Source organism: Amycolatopsis sp. w19 (assembly GCF_051373225.1).
Lineage (GTDB): Bacteria > Actinomycetota > Actinomycetes > Mycobacteriales > Pseudonocardiaceae > Amycolatopsis > Amycolatopsis japonica.
The window spans coordinates 101767-121369 of the sequence record NZ_JBPQFM010000005.1 but is presented as its reverse complement, the minus strand read 5'-3'; the positions used below and the strand labels follow the sequence as shown (position 1 = coordinate 121369).

General features: G+C 69.0%; 17 protein-coding genes. 9 read left to right on the top strand and 8 right to left on the bottom strand.

What is annotated here, in order from left to right; translation table 11 throughout:
• Positions 1–14 precede the first annotated feature (14 nt).
• The 4 genes from cydC to ACSMFO_RS13330 all read right to left on the bottom strand — a co-directional run bounded on the left by cydC (position 15) and on the right by ACSMFO_RS13330 (position 7183).
• Positions 15–3266, bottom strand: coding sequence for a thiol reductant ABC exporter subunit CydC (gene cydC / locus ACSMFO_RS13345; RefSeq protein ID WP_436458850.1), 3252 nt, complete (start codon positions 3264–3266; stop codon positions 15–17).
• Entirely contained in the window at positions 3263–4270 is a 1008-nt protein-coding gene (cydB, locus tag ACSMFO_RS13340) for a cytochrome d ubiquinol oxidase subunit II (protein ID WP_395862141.1), read from the bottom strand. The genes cydC and cydB overlap by 4 nt, the downstream gene beginning before the upstream one ends.
• Before the next feature lie 366 nt (positions 4271–4636).
• Positions 4637–6148 (bottom strand): cytochrome ubiquinol oxidase subunit I, encoded by a 1512-nt coding sequence (locus tag ACSMFO_RS13335; protein WP_038507351.1) that lies wholly within the window; start codon positions 6146–6148, stop codon positions 4637–4639.
• Positions 6149–6229: 81 nt separating this feature from the next.
• Complete coding sequence (locus tag ACSMFO_RS13330) at positions 6230–7183, bottom strand: S41 family peptidase (RefSeq protein ID WP_436458849.1); 954 nt, start codon at positions 7181–7183, stop codon at positions 6230–6232.
• A 188-nt stretch (positions 7184–7371) separates the two neighbouring features.
• Between ACSMFO_RS13330 and ACSMFO_RS13325 the strand changes: the two genes are divergently transcribed.
• Both ACSMFO_RS13325 and ACSMFO_RS13320 read left to right on the top strand, forming a co-directional pair.
• Positions 7372–7959 carry a TMEM165/GDT1 family protein gene (locus tag ACSMFO_RS13325; RefSeq protein ID WP_038507345.1) on the top strand — a complete coding sequence of 196 codons (588 nt, stop codon included), beginning with the start codon at positions 7372–7374 and terminating at the stop codon, positions 7957–7959.
• 88 nt (positions 7960–8047) lie between these two features.
• Complete coding sequence (locus tag ACSMFO_RS13320) at positions 8048–8710, top strand: DUF998 domain-containing protein (protein ID WP_436458848.1); 663 nt, start codon at positions 8048–8050, stop codon at positions 8708–8710.
• Positions 8711–8713: 3 nt separating this feature from the next.
• Here ACSMFO_RS13320 and ACSMFO_RS13315 read toward each other — a convergent pair whose 3' ends face one another.
• The gene (locus ACSMFO_RS13315; protein ID WP_016330607.1) at positions 8714–9355 is read right to left on the bottom strand and encodes an IclR family transcriptional regulator; all 642 of its coding nucleotides are present in this window, start codon (positions 9353–9355) and stop codon (positions 8714–8716) included.
• A complete protein-coding gene (locus ACSMFO_RS13310; RefSeq protein WP_016330606.1) occupies positions 9352–10206 on the bottom strand; it encodes a hypothetical protein in 855 nt (284 codons plus the stop codon). Before ACSMFO_RS13310 ends, ACSMFO_RS13315 begins: the two co-directional genes overlap by 4 nt.
• An 85-nt stretch (positions 10207–10291) precedes the next feature.
• Between ACSMFO_RS13310 and ACSMFO_RS13305 the strand changes: the two genes are divergently transcribed.
• The 3 genes from ACSMFO_RS13305 (at position 10292) to ACSMFO_RS13295 (ending at position 14223) form a co-directional block, all read left to right on the top strand.
• Entirely contained in the window at positions 10292–11467 is a 1176-nt protein-coding gene (locus ACSMFO_RS13305) for a homogentisate 1,2-dioxygenase (RefSeq protein ID WP_037333634.1), read from the top strand.
• 186 nt (positions 11468–11653) lie between these two features.
• Positions 11654–13471 carry a substrate-binding and VWA domain-containing protein gene (locus ACSMFO_RS13300; protein ID WP_436458847.1) on the top strand — a complete coding sequence of 606 codons (1818 nt, stop codon included), beginning with the start codon at positions 11654–11656 and terminating at the stop codon, positions 13469–13471.
• An 11-nt stretch (positions 13472–13482) separates the two neighbouring features.
• Positions 13483–14223 (top strand): hypothetical protein, encoded by a 741-nt coding sequence (locus ACSMFO_RS13295; protein ID WP_436458846.1) that lies wholly within the window; start codon positions 13483–13485, stop codon positions 14221–14223.
• A gap of 263 nt (positions 14224–14486) precedes the next feature.
• On the opposite strand, the gene ACSMFO_RS13290 is transcribed toward ACSMFO_RS13295, so the two are convergent.
• Positions 14487–15494, bottom strand: a complete 1008-nt coding sequence (locus ACSMFO_RS13290; protein ID WP_436458845.1) for a hypothetical protein — start codon at positions 15492–15494, stop codon at positions 14487–14489.
• Between the two features lie 94 nt (positions 15495–15588).
• On the opposite strand from ACSMFO_RS13290, the gene ACSMFO_RS13285 reads away from it, so the two are divergent.
• Positions 15589–16380: a DUF2470 domain-containing protein gene (locus tag ACSMFO_RS13285; protein ID WP_350573395.1), complete on the top strand. Its 792-nt coding sequence runs from the start codon at positions 15589–15591 to the stop codon at positions 16378–16380.
• Here the strand turns inward: ACSMFO_RS13285 and ACSMFO_RS13280 are convergent.
• The gene (locus ACSMFO_RS13280; protein WP_436458844.1) at positions 16377–16838 is read right to left on the bottom strand and encodes a PPOX class F420-dependent oxidoreductase; all 462 of its coding nucleotides are present in this window, start codon (positions 16836–16838) and stop codon (positions 16377–16379) included. The genes ACSMFO_RS13285 and ACSMFO_RS13280 overlap by 4 nt on opposite strands.
• 23 nt (positions 16839–16861) lie before the next feature.
• On the opposite strand from ACSMFO_RS13280, the gene ACSMFO_RS13275 reads away from it, so the two are divergent.
• The 3 genes from ACSMFO_RS13275 to ACSMFO_RS13265 all read left to right on the top strand — a co-directional run bounded on the left by ACSMFO_RS13275 (position 16862) and on the right by ACSMFO_RS13265 (position 19593).
• The gene (locus tag ACSMFO_RS13275; protein ID WP_350573400.1) at positions 16862–17659 is read left to right on the top strand and encodes a CPBP family intramembrane glutamic endopeptidase; all 798 of its coding nucleotides are present in this window, start codon (positions 16862–16864) and stop codon (positions 17657–17659) included.
• A gap of 13 nt (positions 17660–17672) precedes the next feature.
• The gene (locus ACSMFO_RS13270) at positions 17673–18884 is read left to right on the top strand and encodes an arginine deiminase (RefSeq protein ID WP_436458843.1); all 1212 of its coding nucleotides are present in this window, start codon (positions 17673–17675) and stop codon (positions 18882–18884) included.
• Positions 18885–19041: 157 nt separating this feature from the next.
• On the top strand, positions 19042–19593 hold the full coding sequence (locus tag ACSMFO_RS13265) for a ferritin (RefSeq protein WP_038507316.1): 552 nt from the start codon (positions 19042–19044) through the stop codon (positions 19591–19593).
• Positions 19594–19603 lie beyond the last annotated feature (10 nt).

Here is a 19603-nt window from a genome sequence, read left to right as displayed (position 1 = left end):
GAGCGCTATCGACATTAGTCGGCTCCGGCCAACGCGCGCGCTGTGACGCGGCCCTCTCGGACCTCCAGGATCACGTCCGCTTCTTCGGCTTCGGCGGCGTGATGCGTGACATGGACGACGGTTTTCCCGGCGAGCGCCTCGCCGAGCCGTTCGCGGACGGTGCGCGCGGTCGGCTCGTCGAGATGGGCGGTGGGCTCGTCGAGCAGGACGAGATCGGCCTGCTCGGCGCCGAGTACGGCCCGCGCCAGTGCGACCCGCTGCGCCTGCCCGCCCGAGAGACCGGCACCGGCGCTGTCGAGCATCGTGGTGAGCTCGACGTCTTCGAGAACGGCTTCGTACAACGCTTTCCGCAGGTCGGCCTCGGACGCCGTCGGTTTGGCGAGGCGCAGGTTCTCGGCGACCGTGGTCGAGACGAGCATCGGTTCCTGGGGCGCCCAGGCGACGTTCTCGGGCGCGGCGACGTCGCCCTTGCTCGGCTGGAGAAAACCGAGCAAGGCAGCGACGAGCGTCGACTTCCCGGCGCCGCTCGGGCCGACGACGGCGACGTGCGTGCCGGGCGCGATGTCGAGGTCGACACCCGTGAGGACCGGGTGCTCGGTGCCGGGCCAGCCGAGGTCGGCGTTCCGGATCCGCACCCCGCCGGCGCGATGAAGGACTCCTTTATTGCAGATTTTGCGATGAAGGAGTCCTTCATCGCACGCGGCGAGGCGCAGACGGGCCTGGCGCAGGGTGTCCCAGTGCTGCGCGGCGGGCGGAAGAAGGGAGAAGACCTCCGCCAGTGCCAGCGGCACCAGGGCGACCACCGGCGCGAGGACCGGGTTCAGCGCGCCGGCGGCGACGGCGCTCACGGCGAATCCGGTGCTCACGACGGTGGCGGCCCCTGTCGCCAGGATGATCAGGGCATCGGCCGCGCCGCCGCCGAAGGCCTGCCGTCGGGCTTCGGCGGTCAGGGCGGCGTCGGTCGTGGCGATCCGTCGACGACGCTCTTTGTCGGCCCCGTACGCGATCAGTTCGGCGGCGGCCTCGAACAGGCTCAGCACCTGCGCCGACACCGAACGCCGTCCGGCGGCCAGCGCACTGGTCGCGCGGCGTTCCGCCCGGAGCGCGAGCAGCGGCGCGAACGCGCTCACCAGCACGGCCGCCGCCAACGCGAGCCCGGCTTCGGGCAGCACCGCGGCCTGGACCGCGACCGCGCCGACGGCCACCAACGCGACCACGATCAGCGGAGTGATCACGCGCGGGAGCAGGTCACGCACGGTGTCGGTGTCGCCGACCAGCCGACGCTGCTCTTCACCCGCCCGAAGCGCCCGAGCCGGACCGAGCCGCACCAGCGACTCCCACAGCCGGACGCGCAGGCTTCCGGCGATCCGGAACGCGGCGTCGTGCGTGACCAGCCGTTCGAGGTAACGCAGCCCCGCGCGGCCGAGGCCGAACGTTCGCACGCCGACGATCATCACCGTCAGAGTCAGGATCGGCGGCTGTTGCGACGCCTTGGCGATCAACCAGCCCGAAAGCGCGGTCAGCGCGACCCCGGCGAGCAGTGCGGCGGCACCGAGCAACGCGCCACCGAAGAACCTGGGGTGCAGCAGTTCACGCCAAGGCAGCGGCCGGATTTGCCGGGCTTCCTCGGTGGTTCCGATTTCGCCGCCTGCCATGGTCGACACGTCGATACCGGAGCCGCGTTCGTGGGCGGCGATGATCGCGGCGGCACCGCCGTCGACGGCCCTGCGGACGGCGGCCGTGACACGCGCCGCGTTGACCTCGTCGAGGTGCGCGGTGGGTTCGTCGAGCAGCAGCAGCCACGCGCCCGACCGGACCCGCACCAGGGCCCGCGCCACCGCGACACGCTGGCGTTGTCCCTGCGACAGCTTCGAAACCGGCCGGTCGGCGAGCCCCGTGAGCCCGAGTTCGCCGAGGATGTCCTCCGCCCCGACCTCGTCGAGGACCGTGCCTCCGCCGAACACCGGCGACTGCGGCACCCAGGCGACGCTTTCACGCCAGCTCGTCAGGTCGGCGTCGGCGAGGTCGGTGCCGCCGACGGTGATCGTCCCGTCGTGGGCCTGCACGAAACCGAGCAACGTGGCGAGCGTCGTCGACTTGCCACCGCCGCTGGGCGCGCGCAGCCAGGTGATCTCGCCGGGCCGGGCGATGAACGTCTCGCCGTCGGGGGCGAATCCGCCGCGCCTGGCGACACGCAGGCTGCCGACGTGAACCTCACCCTTGGCCGGTGTCTCGGAACCGTTAGGCGGCAAAGGTTCCGCGAGAACGTCCGCGACCCGGCGCACGGCTTCGACGCCGTCCTCGCTGGCGTGGAAGGCGGCGCCGACCGCGCGCAGCGGCTGGTAGCACTCCGGCACCAGGATCAGCACGCCGAGCCCGATGGCCAGCGACAGTTCGCCGGAGACGAGCCGGACACCGATGACGACCGCGACCAGCGCGACCGAGAGCGTCGCGATCAGTTCGAGCGCGAAAGCCGACGCGAACGCGACCTTCAACGTCTTGAGCGTGGTCCGGCGATGACGTTCGGAGATCTTCCGGACCGTCTCGGCCTGTGCCCCGGCGCGGCGGAACGCGCTGAGGATCGGCAGCGCGCGAACGAGTTCCAGCAGATGCCCGGACAACCGTTGTTCGGCGTCGGCGGCTTCGGCGACCCGTTCGGCGGTGTGCTTGCCGATCAGGATGGCGAACAACGGCACCAGCGGCACGGTGATCACGACGAGCAGGGCCGACGGCCAGTCGGCGAACAGGATCGCGACACCGGCGGCGAGCGGCACGATCGCGGCGGTCACCAGGGCCGGGAGGTATTGGGTGAAGTAGGCGTCGAGCGCGTCGAGTCCCTTGGTGGTCAACGACGTCAGCTCGCCGTGGCCGCGGCGGGCGATCCATTCCGGGCCGAGTTTCAAGGCGTGGTCGAGGGCTTTGGCGCGCAACTCCTCCTTCGCGCGGGCGGCCGCGCGAACGGAAACGATCCGCACCGCCCAGCCGGTCGACGCGCGCCCTGCGACGAGCGCGAGCAGCACGGCCAGCTGGGCGGTGCGGTCCCCCGGTGTTCCGCGGACGACCGCGGAGAGGACGTCGGCCAGCAGGAACGCCTGTCCCACCAGCAAAAGCGCGTTTACGAAAGAGAGGATTCCACTGAGGATCAACGCCCGGCGCGCCGCACTCGAAAGTGGAGCCAGCGCGCCGAGCGGACCCTTCCCCGGTCGCGCTGGGTCCATTGTGGACTCCGTGGCGGAAAGGGTGTCGCGGCCGGGAAGTTCGGTCATGGTGCGTGCACCGGTGGGATGTGCCGGGTGCCGATGCGCTTGCGGAACACCCAGTACGTCCAGCCCTGGTAGATCAGGACGGCCGGGGCGCCGAACAGCGCGACCCAGGTCATCACGGTCAGGGTGTACGGGCTCGATGCCTCGCCCGCGATCGTCAACGTGTTGGCGGCGTCCAAAGTGGACGGCAGGACGTTCGGGTACAGCGCGACGAAGATCGCGACCGCGGAAGCCGCGATCACTCCGCCGAGCGCGGCGAACGCCTGGCCTTCGCGGCCCATGCGGATCCGGAACCACGCGACGACGGCCGCGACGACGGCGAGACCGATGAGGAGCAGTGTCCACAGGTCGCCCGAGCGCAGTTGCACGACGATGAGGAACGCGAGCAACGGCAGCAGGGCGACCGGGAGCAGGCGGGTGGCGAGGTTCCGCGCGCGGTGCCGGAGGTCGCCTTCGGTTTTGAGGGCGAGGAACGCGGCGCCGTGGACCAGCGAGAACCCGACGACCGCGATCGCGCCGAGCAGCGTTTCGAGGCTGAGCGCGGCGAACGGGCCGCCGACCCGGTTGCCGTCGGCGTCGAGCGGGAGACCGAGGACGGTGGTGGCGAGCAGCAGACCGACGCCGAACGGCGGGATCCACGAGCCGATGCCGATGACGCGGTCCCAGTTGCGGCGCCAGCGGTCGGAGTCGACCTTGCCGCGGTACTCGAACGCGACGCCGCGGCCGATGAGCGCGAGCAGGACCACCAGGAGCGGGAGGTACGCGGCCGAGAACAGCGACGCGTACCAGCCGGGGAAGGCGGCGAACATCGCGCCGCCGGCGACGATCAGCCAGACCTCGTTGCCGTCCCAGACGGGGCCGATCGTGTTGACCATGACGCGGCGCTCGGTGTTGTCCTTCGCGAGGACCGGCATGAGCATGCCGACGCCGAAGTCGAAACCTTCGAGGAAGAGGTACCCGAGCCAGAACAGGGCGATGACGCAGAACCAGATCGTTTCGAGGGTCATCGGGTGCTCACTTTCCTGGCTTCCGGGGGCTGAAGGACGCTTTGCCCGCGTGCGACGCGGTGAAGGACGCTTTCAGCCCGCCCGGCCCGGTCGCGCGGCTCTGCGCTTGCCCCGGCGCGTGGCCGGCCCAAGGGGTTGCGAAAGCCACTTTCGCAACCTTGAGCGTTGCGAAAGTGGCTTTCGCAACCCGCCTCCACCGCTCCAGGCCGCCTGAACGTCCCCCGGTCGCCCTGAGTTATCCACAACCGCGCAAGTTGTCCACAGATCGGCTGTGGGTAACCCGCCCGAGCGATACCCCCGATACGCTGGGTGCGGGGCCGTCCCCCGGGAAGGGCGGGGGGCTGGGTACGTGAGGGTAAGAGGCGATCAGTAGGCGAAGGCCAGCGCGTCGTCATCGCCGTCACCGCCTTCCGAGTCGCTGTTCTTACTGGTCGAGGTCGGTTTCTTGGGTGGCATGACGGCGTCGACGCCGCCGCGGACGTACTTGCGCATCAGGTAGACCTCGACGACGCCGAGCGCCGCGTAGACGGTCGTCAGAGCGATCAGCGAAGTCCACACCTCGCCTGTGGACAACTTCGAGACCGCCTGCGCGGTGAACATCCACACCCCGTCGACACCGGTCGGGTTCGGCACCACCACGAACGGCTGACGGCCCATCTCGGTGAAGATCCAGCCGGCGCTGTTGCCGATGAACGGCGTCGCGATCCCGCCGAGCACGAGCCACGGGAACCAGCGTTGCCCGGGGATCCGTCCGCGCCGGGTCAGCCACAGCGCGAGCACCCCGATCCCGGCCGAGATCGCGCCGAAGCCGATCATCGCGCGGAAGCCCCAGTAGGTCACCGGCAGGCTGGGCACGTAGTCGATCGGCTTGCCCGCGAGCGAGCCGAGCTGCGGGTCGTCCGGGTAGTTCGTGCCGTACTTCGCCTGATACTCGGTGATCAGGTTCTCCACGCCCTTGACCTCGGTCGTGAAGTCGTTGTGCGCCAGGAACGAGAGCAGCGCGGGCACGGTGAACGTCTTGACGTCCTCGCAGTTCGCGTTCCGCACGTCGCCGATCGCGATGATCGAGAAGCTCGCCGGTTTCTCCGTATGGCACAACGCTTCCGCCGAGGCCATCTTCATCGGCTGCTGCTCGAACATCAGCTTGCCCTGCACGTCGCCGGTGATCGCCAGCACCGCGAACGCCACCACACCGGTCCAGCCGCCGAGACGCAACGACGAACGCCACACCGCGCGGTGCTCGTCGTCCTCCGAACGCTTGCGCCACAGCTGCCAGCCGGCCACACCGACCAGGAACGCCGCCGCCACCGAGAAGGCACCGGCGAGAGTGTGCGGGATCGCGGCCAGCGCGGTGTTGTTCGTCAGCACCGCCCAGATCGAGTTCATCGTCGGCTTCCCGTCGACGAACTCGACCCCGACCGGATGCTGCATCCACGAGTTCGCCGCCAGGATGAAGTACGCGGACGCCACGGTCGCCAGCGAATACGCCCACGCGCACGCCAGGTGGACCTTCTTCGGCAGTTTGTCCCAGCCGAAGATCCACAGCCCCAGGAAGGTCGACTCGACGAAGAACGCGACGAGCCCTTCCATCGCCAGCGGCGCGCCGAACACGTCGCCGACGAACCGCGAGTACGCGCTCCAGTTCATCCCGAACTGGAACTCCTGCACGATGCCGGTGACCACGCCCATCGCGAAGTTGACCAGCAGGAGCTTCCCCCAGAACTTGGTCATCTTCAGATAGCGCACGTCACCCGTGCGGACCCACGCCGTCTGCATCCCGGCGACCAGGACCGAAAGCCCGATGGTCAGCGGGACCATCAGGAAGTGATAGACGGTGGTTATGCCGAACTGCCACCGAGCGAGATCGAGAACCTCCACGCCTCAAGCCTGCTCAACGCCCGATGAGCCCGCCAGTTCAAGTGGTCCCGATCTCGCCGGGACGTAGGTCCCGCGCCCTGGTCAGCCGAGGCTCGCGAGCGTGAGACGCGCCTCGTCGGCGACCTGCCGCCGCAAGCCCGTGTCCCCCAGCGTCAGCACGTGGGCCAGCGCCAACGCGTACGCCGTGTCGAAAGCGGCCTCGACATCGACGGCGATGTCGGGCTGGACACCGACGCCTTCCCAGTTGGTCCCCGTGACCGGGTTCACGGCCCGTCCACCCGGGACGGTGACATCCAGATGGGTGTCCACTGTGAACTGCTTCCGCGGATTCGCCCCGCCGCCGGTGACCGCGCCCACCGTCTTCGCCCGCCCCAGTTGCTGCAGCGAATAGCTCAGGTCCTCGGCACCGGAGAACGTCGTCGGCCCGGTCAGCACCCACACCGGCTTGTCCGGGCCGAACTTCCGACCCGGCACGTACGGCTGCGTCCAGAACTGGTTCGTCACGTCGCCGTCGCGCAGATAGATGCTGTTGAAGTGGACGGGCTCGCCCACCAGGTAGCTGATCAGCAGCGCGACCGTAGACGGGTCGCCGCCCCGGTTCTCCCGGACGTCGATGAGCAGCGCGTCGGTGGTCGCGAGCAGCGTCATCGCCGCGGCGAGGGCCTCACCCGCGATATCCGGCTCGTAGAACAGCTTGGTCTCCAGGTAGCCGACGTTCCCGGCCAGCCGCCGCGCCGACGCGATGCCGTGGCAGTTCAACTCCGCCTCACGGCGGAATTCCTCGGGATCGTACGACTCCCCCTCCACCTCGGGCAGCGGGTCGACGTGGTGCCGCAGCCGCAGATGTTTGTCCCCGTTGACCGACTGCAGGTCTCCGGTGACCGCGACGGCGAACGCCTGATCGTCGAGCCCCGCGTACGCGCCGTCACTCAGCCTCGCCCGTAGCAACACCGTCAGCTTCTCGGCGACGTCGGGGAACACGTAGTGGTCCTGCAGGCGCCTGCACACGTCGTCGATCCGCGCTCTCTCGTCCATGCCCGGCGACGCTACCAGCGAAGCCTGAAAAAAGAATTCGGTTTGCCGAAAACTCAATTCCGCCCGACCGAGGAATACAATTCGCCCGCGCATGCCGACCGATTCGGAAAAGCCATCAGCTTGCCTTTCTCTGAATCGCCCCTTTATCGTTGCAGTGAAAGGGGTGAAGAACCATCATGTCTAGCTCGATGCTGGCGCTGATCAGCGCGTTCGGCCTGGTACTGGCCGTGGAGCTGCCGGACAAGACCCTCGTCGCCACTTTGGTTCTCACCACTCGTTTCCGCGCGTGGCCGGTATTCGTCGGCGTCACCGCCGCATTCGCCGTGCAATCCGCGATCGCGGCCACGTTCGGCAGTGTGCTCACATTGCTGCCGGAGGCGCTGGTGACCACGATCGTCGCCGCGATGTTCGGTGTCGGCGCGTACATGCTTCTTCGCGAAGGGTTCAGTCCCGCCAAGGACGGCGGAGAGGACGCCTCGCGTTCCGGCCCCGGCCCCGCGACCTTCCTCCGCTCCGCGCTGACGTCGTTCGGCGTGCTCTTCGCCGCCGAGTGGGGCGACGCGTCCCAGCTCGCGACGGCCAGCCTCACGGCCCGCTTCGGCAACCCGTTCGCGGTCGGCCTCGGCTCCTTCTGCGCGCTGGTCGCCGTCGCCGGTCTGGCCGTCTTCATCGGCGCGAAGGTCCGTAGCCGGATCCGCCCCAAGCTCATCCAGCGCGTCGCGGGCTTCGTCTTCGCCGGTTTCTCGCTGTTCGCGCTGGCCCAGCTCGCCTTCTGAGGCGCACGGGATTTTCACAGGTTCGCCGGGTAACCTTTCGGGAACGAAAAGGTGAACACCCGCCCCGACGTGCCTGGAGAAACCGGTCGTGACCTCGCCGAAGACACTCGCCGTCTCCCCTGTGCACGGCAGGCTCGCGGTCTTCGGCATGGCCGTCGCCGTCGCCATCTCGATCGACCTGCACCTGAGGCTCTCCAGCCAGGTCAGCCCGATCTGGCAGACGCTGTCGGAGTACGTCTACGGCTACCTCTCGCCCGGTTCGACGGCGGCTCCCTTGTTCGGCGCGATGTGCCTGGCGCTGGGGTTCGGTTCGCTCGCCCTGCTCGGCGGGATCGCGAAGGCGCACCGCAAGGGCTACGAGTCCGTTCTCGTCCTGCTCGGCGTCTGGTGCGCCGGGCTATTCGTCCTCGCGCTCGTGCCTGTCGACCCCGAGGGCCAAGCCCGGTCGCTGGCGGGCCAGATCCACAACTACGCCGCCCTGGCGGCCTTCCTCGCGCTGCCGGCCGCCGCCTGGGTGCTGACCCGCCCGGGCCGCGCGCGCTGCCCGTGGGAGCCGCGTCGCACGACGATCCGGCGGCTTTCGGTGGCCAGCTTCGCCACGGTGGTGATCGTGCTCGGCGGCTTCGTCTGGACGATGCTCACCGGCCCGTCGCACCAGGAGGTCACGCTCGGCCTGTTCGAGCGGCTGCTGTTCGCGGTCGACCTCACGCTGCTGGCGACGATGGTCCGCCCGCTGCTCAGCCACCGCTGAGCGCTACTCGGGCTGCTTCAGCACCTCGGCCAGCCGGACGGCGGCCGCCACGACCGCGGGCCCCACCACGGAGGCATCGAGCGGCTCGAGGGACACGACGCCGACGCTGGCCTTCAATCCGGGCACTCCGCGCACGGGTGCGGCGACCCCGGAGGCGCCCGCCTCCAGCTCACCCGACGAGGTGACCCAGCCTTCGCCGCCGCCAGGACGCAACGTCATCGCCTTGCCCGCCGCGCCGGCGGACAGCGGATGCCGGGTGCCGACGCGGTAGGCGACGTGGAAGCTCGTCCACGACGGTTCGACGACCGCGACGGCCTGCGCCTGGTCCCCCTGCGCGACCGACAGATGCGCCGTCGCGCCGACCTTCTCCGCCAGTTCGCGCAGCACCGGCCGCGCGGCCTCGCGCAGCTGCGGGAGCACCTGCCCGGCGAGCCGGAGCAGGCCGACCCCCAGCCGCACCTTGTTGCCGTCGCGCCACACCAGACCGCGTTCGGACAGCGGGACGAGCAGCCGGTAGACGGCGGCCCGGCTCGCGCCGATGGCGACGGCGAGTTCGGAGATCGTCGCCGCCTCGCCACCGGCGTCCGCGACCGCTTGCAGCAGCGCGAGGCCTCTGTCCAGGGTCAGCGACCCTTCACGAGTCACAAGAGCCCGAGTTCCCCGAGATCGGCGACCGGCTCGTCGAACGAGGCCGCCGCGTAGGACGCGAAGAGCCCGCGAACCGCCTTCGCCGCCTCGTCCGACATCCCCTTGGCCTCGGCGGCCAGCGCGGCGCCGTCGGTCGATTCGAGGGCGGCGCGCACGTCACCGCCGGAGAGGCAGCGCGCGGACGCCACGATCAGGTTCAGGAACCCGTGGTGGGTGAAGCCGCTCGACTCCTCGGTGTGCCGGACGGCGCGGTGCAGGCTGTTCGTCGCCTTGAACGACGCCCCGGTCGAGCCGCTGACCACGGCGAGGAAGTCCGCGACCTCGTCGACGCTGGGGAAGTTCTCGCCCGCCTTGCCGCCGCAGCGGATCTTCGGCCAGCTGCCGTGCTCGATCACCTTCCGCACGCCGTCCAGCCAGCCGACGCCGCGCCGCGGCTCGACCACGCGGATGACGTCCTCGGGCACGAACTCGGAGACGCGCTCCAGCCAGACCTCGTCAACGTCCGACGGCGCCGGCATCTCCACCATGCGCAGGCTGAGGATCTCGCTGCGCGATTCGACGATCGAGATCGCCTTCGGGACCCCGCCGAGGCCGGTGTCGATGATCAGCGACAGCGGCAGCGGTTCCTTGGGTTTGATCTTGATGAGTTCGGTGATGAGCTCGGGCAGCCTCGACGCCTGGCACAGGAACACACCGAGGACGCCGGAGTGCTCACCGGCCCTCGACGCGAAGTGCGCACGCAGCGCTTCGGGCATGGACGCCTCACCGGGCGGGAACAACGCCGAGTCGTCGACGAGCCGCGCGAACAGGGGAGGGATTCCTCGGGGGCCGGGTGGCGTGAGTTCCACAGCGCTTGACACGACTGACACGCTAGTAGCGTACGACATCAGGACAAAATCGTTCGCACAACGGACACGTTCCGGGGAGATTCCGATGCCTTACTACCGGCAGGTAGGCGAGATCCCGCACAAGCGCCACACGGCGTTCCGCAAGCCCGACGGGGGCCTGTACGCCGAGGAACTGATGGGTGTCGAGGGCTTCTCGGCGGACTCGGCGCTGCTCTACCACCGCGGCCTGCCGACGGCGATCGTCGACGCCGTCGCGATCGAGGACGAGCGCGGCCCGATCACCCCGAACCATCCGCTCAAGCCGCGCGCCTTCAAGACCCACGACCTCAAGTTCGGCGACGCCGACGCGGTCACCGACCGGCGGCGGCTGTTCGGCAACGCCGACGTCACCATCGGCTTCGTCCACGCGACCAAGCCTTCGCCGCTGTACCGCAACGCGGCGGGCGACGAGCTGTTCTACGTCCAGGGCGGCGGCGCGACCGTCGAGACGATCTACGGCTCGCTGGAGGTCGGCGACGGCGACTACCTCGTCATCCCGACGTCGTGCACCTATCGCGTGCTCCCGCACGGTGACGACGGGGTCAAGCTGCTGACCATCGAGGCACGCGGCCACATCGGCCCGCCGAAGCGGTATCTGTCGGCGAAGGGTCAGTTCCTGGAGCACTCGCCGTACTGCGAGCGCGACATCCGCGGGCCGTCCGAGCCGCTGGTCGTCGACGGCACCGACGTCGAGGTCCTCGTGCGCCACCGCGCCGGGCTGACGCGCTACACCTACGCGACCCACCCGTTCGACGTCGTCGGCTGGGACGGCTGCCTGTACCCGTGGGTGTTCAACATCGACGACTTCGAGCCCATCACCGGCCGCGTGCACCAGCCGCCGCCCGTGCACCAGACGTTCGAGGGCCCGAACTTCGTGGTCTGCTCGTTCTGCCCGCGCAAGGTCGACTACCACCCCGAGTCGATCCCGGTGCCGTACAACCACGCGAACGTCGACTCGGACGAGCTGATGTTCTACGTCCGTGGGAACTACGAGGCGCGCAAGGGCTCCGGGATCGAGGTCGGCTCGCTTTCGCTGCACCCGTCGGGCTTCACGCACGGGCCGCAGCCCGGCGCGGCCGAGGCGTCGATCGGGGCGCAGTTCTTCGACGAGACCGCGGTCATGGTGGACACCTTCGCGCCGCTGGATCTCGGCGAGGCGGCCGACGCGTCCGAGGACCACGGCTACGCGTGGACCTGGTCCGGCCGGGGCCCCGGCGCTTGACGGCACGCATTTAGTCCTCTGAATGCGTAGATCAACAACAGGCGCGAGTAGGTGCCCACGCATTTAGAGGACTGAATGCGGCGGGTGGCGGGATAAGTACCGCCATGGCCGCAACGGTTCGGCAACGCCAAGCCTGGCAAGGCGAAACCTCCGGATAATCGGTGTCCCCACCGGCGGAGGTTCTCCATGGTCGTGAATCCTCAGCAGTCCCGCGGCGGCCGCAAGGTCCTGGCGTTCGTGGCCGCGGCGGTGGTCGCCATCGGCCTGATCATCGGCCTGCGCGCGCTCACGAGCGACTCCGGCGAGGAGGCCGTGGAAGCGAAGTGCACGACGGGCGACGCGGTCAAGCTGCAGGTGTCGTCGTCGCCGGAAAAGGCCGGCGTGGTCGCCGAGATCGCCCAGGGCTACAGCGGCCGCACGGTGGCCGGACGCTGTGTCGACGTGCTCGTGCAGTCGAAGTCGTCCGGCACCGCGATGCAGGCGCTGGCCCGTGGCTGGAACGAAGCGGTGGACGGCCCGCGGCCGGACGTCTGGACGCCCGCCGCGTCCGGCTGGGTGAACCTGTTGCGCCAGAACCTCACCGGCTCCGATCACCCCGCGCTGGTCCCCGAAGGCGACCCGGAATCGGTCGCGAACGCGCCGCTGGTCGTCGCGATGCCGAAGCCGATGGCCGAAGCGCTCGGCTGGCCCGGCAAGGGCATCGGCTGGAAGGATCTCGCCGCGCTCGCCACGGATCCGCAGGGCTGGGCGAAATACGACCATCCGGAATGGGGGAGGTTCCGGCTGGGCAAGACGAATCCGAACATCTCGACGTCCGGCCTGAACGCCACCATCGGCGCCTATTACGCGGCGACGGGCACGTCTTCGGACCTCACCGTGAACGCGCTCGCGAAACCCGAGGCGCGGACGTTCGTGCAGAACGTCGAGCAGGCCATCGTCCACTACGGCGACAACACGCTGACGTTCCTGACGAACCTGCAGAAGGCCGACGACCGCGGCGCCGCGATGTCGTACATCTCGGCGGTGACGGTCGAGGAGAACTCGCTCGTCGGCTACAACCAGGGCAATCCCACGAACGATCCGGCGAAACGCGGCCAGCACGCGCCGCCGAAGGTGCCCCTCGCCGGGATCTACCCGAGCGACGGCACGCTCAACTCCGACCACCCGTTCACCGCGCTGAACTGGGCCGACGACATCCACAAGCAGGTCGCGGCGGATTTCCTCGCGCATCTGCGCGGCGCCGAGGCGCAGCGGAAGTTCAGCGACATCGGCTTCCGCACGTTCGACGGCAAACCCGGCTCGCAGACCACGAAGGAGAACGGCGCCGAGCCGGACTCGAAGCTCAACCTCATCCGCCCGCCGAGCCCGCCGGTGCTGACCGAGGTGCTGAAGTCGTGGAAGGACCTGCGGAAGAAGGCGAACGTGCTGCTGGTCGTCGACGTCTCCGGTTCGATGGGCGACGGCGTCAGCGGGACCGGGAAGAACAAGATGGATCTCGCGAAGCAGGCCGCCGTGGCGTCGCTGCCGCAGTTCAGCGACGCCGACAAGGTCGGGCTGTGGATGTTTTCGACGAAACTCGCCGGCGACAAGGACTACGTCGAGCTCCGGCCGGTGTCGCCGGTCGGCGGTGAGCCGGGCAGGCAGGAGCTGGCGGCGCGGCTGAATGGGCTGACCCCGCAGAACGGTACGGGGCTCTACGACTCGTCGCTGGCGGCCTACGAGTTCATGAAGCAGCGGTTGGATCCGAACGCGATCAACGCGGTCGTCGTGCTCACCGACGGCCGGAACGAGGATCCGGGCGGGATCGATCTGCCGAACCTGGTCGGGCAGCTCCGGACCGAAGGCGGTGGCGAGGCGGTGCGGCTGTTCACCATCGCCTACGGCTCGGACGCGGATTTGAACGTGCTCAAGGAGATCGCCGAGACCACCCAGGGCGTCGGGTACGACTCGTCCAAACCGGACTCGATCGACCAGGTCTTCACCGCCGTGATCTCGAATTTCTGAGATCCTCGGATATGCGCTTCGTCCGTGAGCTAGCCGAACCGTGGGGACTGCTCCTCGCGGCGACGTCGGCGGGGGCCGCCTGGGCGGTGCAACTGCCCGCCCTCGCCGCGCTCGGCGTCGGCGTGACCGTACTCGCCGCCCGCGCCGGGGTCGCCGCCGCCACGCGTCCGAAACCGTTGCCGGAGCCCGAAGAACGGCCGCTACCCGACGTCGAGCCCGGTTCCCCCGAGGCGGGCTGGGTGCGGCGCGCGGAAGCGGCGGCCGACGGCTTCCGGTCGATCTCCGCTTCGCTCGACACCGGTCCGCTCGCGGATCGGGTGGCCGCCATGGAACCGGTGGTGCGGGAAACCGTCGACACCCTCCGGCGGCTGGCCGCTCGCACGTCCGCCACCGGGAAGGCGTTGGCGCGCGTGGACCTTGGCGCGGTGTCGGCCGAGAAAGCCCGGCTGCGCAAGGAATTGAAGACCGCCGACGACGATATCCGCGGCGACCTGACCCAGTCGCTCGAATCGGTGCAGGCACAGGAGGACGTCCACACGCGACTGTCGAGCGCGCAGCGGAAACTGCTGGCACAGCTGCGATCCGGCGCGCTCGGCCTCGACGGCCTGGTCGCCAGGGCGGCCGAACTCTCGGCCGCCACCGGCGATGCGCTGCTCGACACCACGACGATCGGCGAGTTGAGCGAACAGCTGGAAGGGATCCGGCGGGGTGTCGTGGAGACCGAGGAGGCGACGCGGCGCTCGCTCAGTTGAATCTGACGCGGCCGGCTTCAAGGTCGAGAGGCCATCACGGGAACTGCCACGTCTTGACTGTCCACAAGGGACACTTTTCGAGATCAAGATGCCTGATTTGGGCACTTTGAGCAGTATTGCCCGGGGGTCGTGAGTGGCGATGGTCGTTCTAACCCTCCATACCACTCACGACCCCTGCGCAAACCGCGCAAAGTGCCCAGCTCAGGCATCTGCCCTGGCAGGTATCCCTTATGCGCAGCCCCTCCGGCGAACCCGGCCGACCGTCACCGCCCGAATCTGACCGGCCCGAAAACCGCGCACCCCGGCACTCCGGCCTTCGCCGTCTTCCCCGCCGACGGCACGCCGAGCACCCACAGCCGTCCGGTGGCGGCGATGTTCGCGGCCAGCGACGGATCCGATCCGCCCGCTTGGACGGTGACCTCGCGACCGTCGGGCAGCACCGTCCGGCCTTTCAGAGTGACCATGCCGAAGAGGTTGACCGACGCCGGCCCGGACACGACGGCGAGTTCGGTCCACCGTGGCTCGGGTGACGGCCGGGCGACCACGATGGCCGCGATACCGAGCCCGATCGTCGCGAGGACGCAGAGCGCGGCCAGTACCCGCGTGTTCGGCACGACGAGGCTGTCGCGGTCGGGATAGTCGATGGCGACCCAGAGCGAGAAGGCGGCCGCCACCAGCGTGATCCCGGCGCCCAGCAGGTAGTACGAGCCCAGCAGCCGTCCCTGCAGGGTGACCAGCCGTCCCGGCGTGACCGGCTCGGCCGCCAACGGCACCGAACCCCGCACGGGGGCGTCCCGGAACGCGCCGCGCCGGGGGCCGATGACACCGGGCAGCACGAAGAACGGGCCGAGCACCCACAGCCGCCGTTGCGCCGCCAATTGCGCTCGCAGCGGGGCGGGCAGCCGGAAGACGAGCCACCGGCCGTCGAGCGGGACACTCACCCGGGAACCGGCGACGACGACCCCGTCCAGCCCGCTCACCAGGCGGAACGGTTTGCCGGTGAGCTTCCGCATCGGCGACGATCCGGCAAGGACGAGGTAGCCGAAGTAGAGCGAAACCGGTGTCATGAAGCAGAGCAGGAAGGCGGGCGCGGCGATGCCGAACCGGCCCGACACCGCCAGGAAGACGCCGAGCACCACGAGCAACCCGGACGCGAAGGACGTCGTTCCGGCGGTCAGGGTGAGACGGTCGAGAAGGGGTGTCAGGACCGGCATGTTCTTCGCCGGAATCCCTTCGGGTGGTTCGAGCACCCGGATTCTGTGGTCTTCCACCAGGTCAACGTATACGTGCGCGGTGAGACGTGATCCAGGCTACTTCCACTCGACGGCCAGATCAGGTTAGGCTCACCTAACTAGGAGGTGAGCCGTGACCACACCGACGTCCATCCGCCGCCCGCCGGCGCCAAACCCCGCGGAACGCGCGAAGACGATCGCCACCCGCAACGGGCCGGCGACGCTGATGCCGACCGCCGAGCAGCGCGACCTGCCGGGACAGTGCGGCCGTGTCATCCCCGAGCTGCACCACGTGCACCCGAGCGGCAGCGTCAGCATCCTGCTGCCGGACGAGCACCACCTGGTGAAACGCGCGCACGAGGCACAGCGCGGCGAGCTCGCGGTGATGGTCGAACTGACCGATCAGGCGCCGGTCGACCTGCGCGAACCCATTCGCGGGCTGCTGTGGATCACGGGCTGGCTCCGGCCGCTTTCCGAGGTGTCGGCGCGGGCCCGCGCGGTCTCCATCGCCGAAACCCGGCCGGACGAGCGGCTGCTGGACGTCGGGCACGGACTGACGCTGCTGCGGCTGACCCCCGCGTCCCTGGTGCTCGCGGACGCCGAGGGCACGCATTCGCTCCGGCCGCATATGTTCAGCGCCGCGCCGCCGGATCCCTTCCACGACTACGAGGCCGCATGGCTGAGGCATCTGGAGACCGACCACGCCGACGTCGTCCAGCAGCTCGCCAAGCACGTGCCCGCCGAACTGCGCGGCGGCTGGATCAGGCCGCTCGGACTGGACCGTTACGGGCTGCGGCTGCGCGTCGAGGCCGACTCCGGCGACCACGACGTCCGGCTGGCGTTCTCACGGCCGGTCGAAGGGCCGCAGCAGTTGAGCGGCGAGATCCGCCGTCTGGTCGGCTGTCCTTACTTTCCCCAGGGTTAGGCGAGTTCCGCCGGGAAGCCGCCCTTGGCGAGCGGGCCCCACGAGTCGATGGTGACGCGGATGATGCTCTTGCCCTGCTTCACCATCGCTTCGCGGTATTCGTCCCAGTCGGGATGCTCACCGGAGATCGCGCGGAAGTAGTCGACCAGCGGCTCGACCGAGTCGGGGAGGTCGAGCACCTCGGCGGTGCCGTTCAGCTGGACCCACTGGTCGTTCCACTCGTCGGAAAGGACACAGGCGGACACCTTCGGCTCGCGACGGATGTTGACGACCTTCGCGCGCTTCGGATACGTCGAGATGACCAGCCGCCCCTCCGTGTCGACTCCGCAGGTCACCGGGGAAAGCTGGGGTCCGCCGTCGGCCTTGGTGGTCATCAGGATGGCGCGGTGGCGGGTGGACAGGAAGTCGACGAGCGCGGCCCGGTCGACGGTTTCGTTGGTCGCGATACTCCTTGCCATGACCCGACGGTAACGTGCGGCCGATGAGCTGGCTGCGTCCCGAACGCCCGGCGCTGCCGGAATTCGTGGAAGATCCGGCGCGCCGCCGCGCGATCGTCATCGAACTGGTCGTCGTCTTCGGCATCACCCTCGGCCTGTCCGGGCTGCGCAGCCTGCTGTCCCTTGTGGACTCGCTGCTGCAGCCGGTGCCGCTCGCGCAGCAACAGGCGCAGCTGAACGTCCCCCAGGCGACCCTGAGCCTGGTCGACCTGCTCAAACAGCTCCTGAGCGCCGGCCAGCTGGTCGGCTGGGGCGCGCTCGGGCTGTACCTGTTGTGGCGCGGCGGGATGAAGCTGGCGGAGATCGGGCTCGACAGGCGGCGTCCCGGCCGCGACGTCGTCCACGGGCTCCTGCTCGCCGCGGTGATCGGGATTCCGGGACTCGGCCTGTACTTCCTCTCCTACAGCCTCGGGTTCAGCCTGTCGGTGCAACCGTCCACTTTGGGCGAGACATGGTGGCGTCCGATCACGCTGACGTTGTCGGCCTTCGGGAACGCGTTCGCCGAAGAGGTGCTCGTTGTCGCGTATCTGCTGACCCGGCTGCGGCAGCTCGGCTGGCGCGAGAACACCTCACTGGTCGCGTCTTCGGTGCTTCGCGGTTCGTATCACCTGTATCAGGGTTTCGGCGGTTTCGTCGGCAACGTCGTGATGGGCCTGGTGTTCGGCAGGCTGTGGCAGAAGACGAACCGGCTGTGGCCGCTGATCGCCGCGCACACCGCGCTGGATTTCGTCTCCTTCGTCGGATACGCGCTGCTCAAAGGGCGAGTTTCCTGGCTTCCCTAGCTAGGGTGAAACCGTGATTGACGAGACGACTCCACCCCGAGTTGACAGCGAAGTCGGCCCCCTGCGCGCGGTACTGCTGCACAGGCCCGGCAACGAGCTCAAAAGGCTCACGCCTCGCAACAACGACCAGCTCCTGTTCGATTCCATCCCCTGGGTGGACCGCGCGCAGGAGGAGCACGACGCGTTCGCCGAGGTCCTGCGCGGACGCGGCGTCGAGGTGCTGCTGCTGGCCGACGCGCTGCGCACGGCGCTCTCGGACACCCGCGCCCACGCGGCGGGCGTGCACGCGGCCGTCGACGAGCGGCGCCTCGGGCCCGACCTGGCCGATTCGCTCCGCTCCCACCTTTCGAGCGCGGCGCCGGCGACGCTGGCCGAGGTCCTGATGGCCGGGATGACCTTCGAGGAACTGCCCGCCGCCGAGGGCGCCTCACTGGTCCGGCTGATGAACCACCCGAACGACTTCGCCGTCGATCCGCTGCCGAACCTGCTGTTCACCCGTGACTCGTCGGCGTGGATCGGCGACCGCGTCGCGGTCTCCTCGCTCACCATGCCCGCGCGCGTCCGCGAAACCGCGGTGCTGGACCTCATCTACGCCTACCACCCGTGGTTCCGCCACGCCGCCCGCGCGTACGGCGCGCATTCGGCGCCGATCGAGGGCGGCGACGTCATGCTGCTCTCGCCGGGGGTCCTCGCCATCGGCGTCGGCGAGCGGACGACCGCGGCGGGCGCCGAGTCGCTGGCCCGGTCGGTGTTCGCCGACGGGATCGCGCACACCGTGCTCGCCGTCCCGATCCAGCAGACCCGCGCGACCATGCATCTGGACACCGTCTGCACGATGGTCGCGGCCGACGCGGTCGTCATGTATCCGCTTTCCCGTGATTCGCTGACCGCATTCACGATGCGGCCGACCGACGACGGTTCCGTGAAGGTGGAAGGCCCGGCCCCATTCCTCACCGCGGCCGCCGAGGCAATGGAAATCGAACGGCTTCGCGTCATCGACACCGGCCTCGATCCGGTCACCGCCGAACGCGAGCAATGGGACGACGGGAACAACACCCTCGCCCTCGCGCCCGGCGTGGTCATCGGGTACGAACGTAATGTGGAAACCAACGCGCGCCTGGAGGAAGCCGGGATCGAGGTCCTGGCCATCACGGGCTCCGAGCTGGGCTCCGGCCGCGGCGGCCCACGCTGCATGTCGTGCCCGATCCGGCGCGAAAGAATCTGAAACAGAAATAAAGTAAGCCTTCCCTAATTGATTTCGATTGATTAGGGAAGGCTTACTTAATTGAGGCGTGCCTATTGTCGGTAATGGTAACCTAATAGGGGGGACATCACCAGAGAAAAGTGGAAATCGAATAGGGATATGACGTATCGTCGAACACATGGCCCTCACCAAGAAGCAACCGCGCTCGAAGTTCTACGAACTGCTGCAGGCGCAGATCCACAACGAGTTCAACGCCTCCCAGCAGTACATCGCGCTGGCGGTCTGGTTCGACGCCGAGGACCTGCCGCAGCTCGCGAAGCACTTCTACAAGCAGTCCGTCGAGGAGCGGAACCACGCGATGGCGCTGGTCCAGTACATGCTGGACACCGACCACCACGTGGAGATCCCCGGCACCGGCGACGTGCGCAACGACTTCTCCGACGTCCGTGAGCTCATCGAGCTCGCGCTGCAGCAGGAGAAGGACGTCGCGACCGACATCCAGCAGCTGGCCAAGGCCGCGCGCGCCGAAGAGGACTACATCGGCGAGCAGTTCACGCAGTGGTTCCTCAAGGAGCAGGTCGAGGAGATCTCCCAGATGTCCACGCTGCTCAACATCGTCAAACGTGCCGACGGCAACCTGTTCGAGGTGGAGAACCACCTGCACCGCGAGTCCGTCGGTGACGGCGGCGCCGACGCGGGGATGCCCCCGGTCGCCGGCGGCGCGCTCTGACCAACGCTCC

Excerpts from the sequence above, each read along its gene's own strand:
- ACSMFO_RS13275 (WP_350573400.1), top strand. The coding sequence starts at position 16,862 with ATGAGCTGGCTGCGTCCCGAACGCCCGGCGCTGCCGGAATTCGTGGAA.
- ACSMFO_RS13325 (WP_038507345.1), top strand. The coding sequence starts at position 7,372 with ATGCTGGCGCTGATCAGCGCGTTCGGCCTGGTACTGGCCGTGGAGCTG.
- ACSMFO_RS13280 (WP_436458844.1), bottom strand. The coding sequence starts at position 16,838 with ATGGCAAGGAGTATCGCGACCAACGAAACCGTCGACCGGGCCGCGCTC.
- ACSMFO_RS13265 (WP_038507316.1), top strand. The coding sequence starts at position 19,042 with ATGGCCCTCACCAAGAAGCAACCGCGCTCGAAGTTCTACGAACTGCTG.
- ACSMFO_RS13330 (WP_436458849.1), bottom strand. The coding sequence starts at position 7,183 with ATGGACGAGAGAGCGCGGATCGACGACGTGTGCAGGCGCCTGCAGGAC.
- cydB (WP_395862141.1), bottom strand. The coding sequence starts at position 4,270 with ATGACCCTCGAAACGATCTGGTTCTGCGTCATCGCCCTGTTCTGGCTC.
- ACSMFO_RS13305 (WP_037333634.1), top strand. The coding sequence starts at position 10,292 with ATGCCTTACTACCGGCAGGTAGGCGAGATCCCGCACAAGCGCCACACG.
- ACSMFO_RS13300 (WP_436458847.1), top strand. The coding sequence starts at position 11,654 with ATGGTCGTGAATCCTCAGCAGTCCCGCGGCGGCCGCAAGGTCCTGGCG.
- cydC (WP_436458850.1), bottom strand. The coding sequence starts at position 3,266 with ATGACCGAACTTCCCGGCCGCGACACCCTTTCCGCCACGGAGTCCACA.
- ACSMFO_RS13295 (WP_436458846.1), top strand. The coding sequence starts at position 13,483 with ATGCGCTTCGTCCGTGAGCTAGCCGAACCGTGGGGACTGCTCCTCGCG.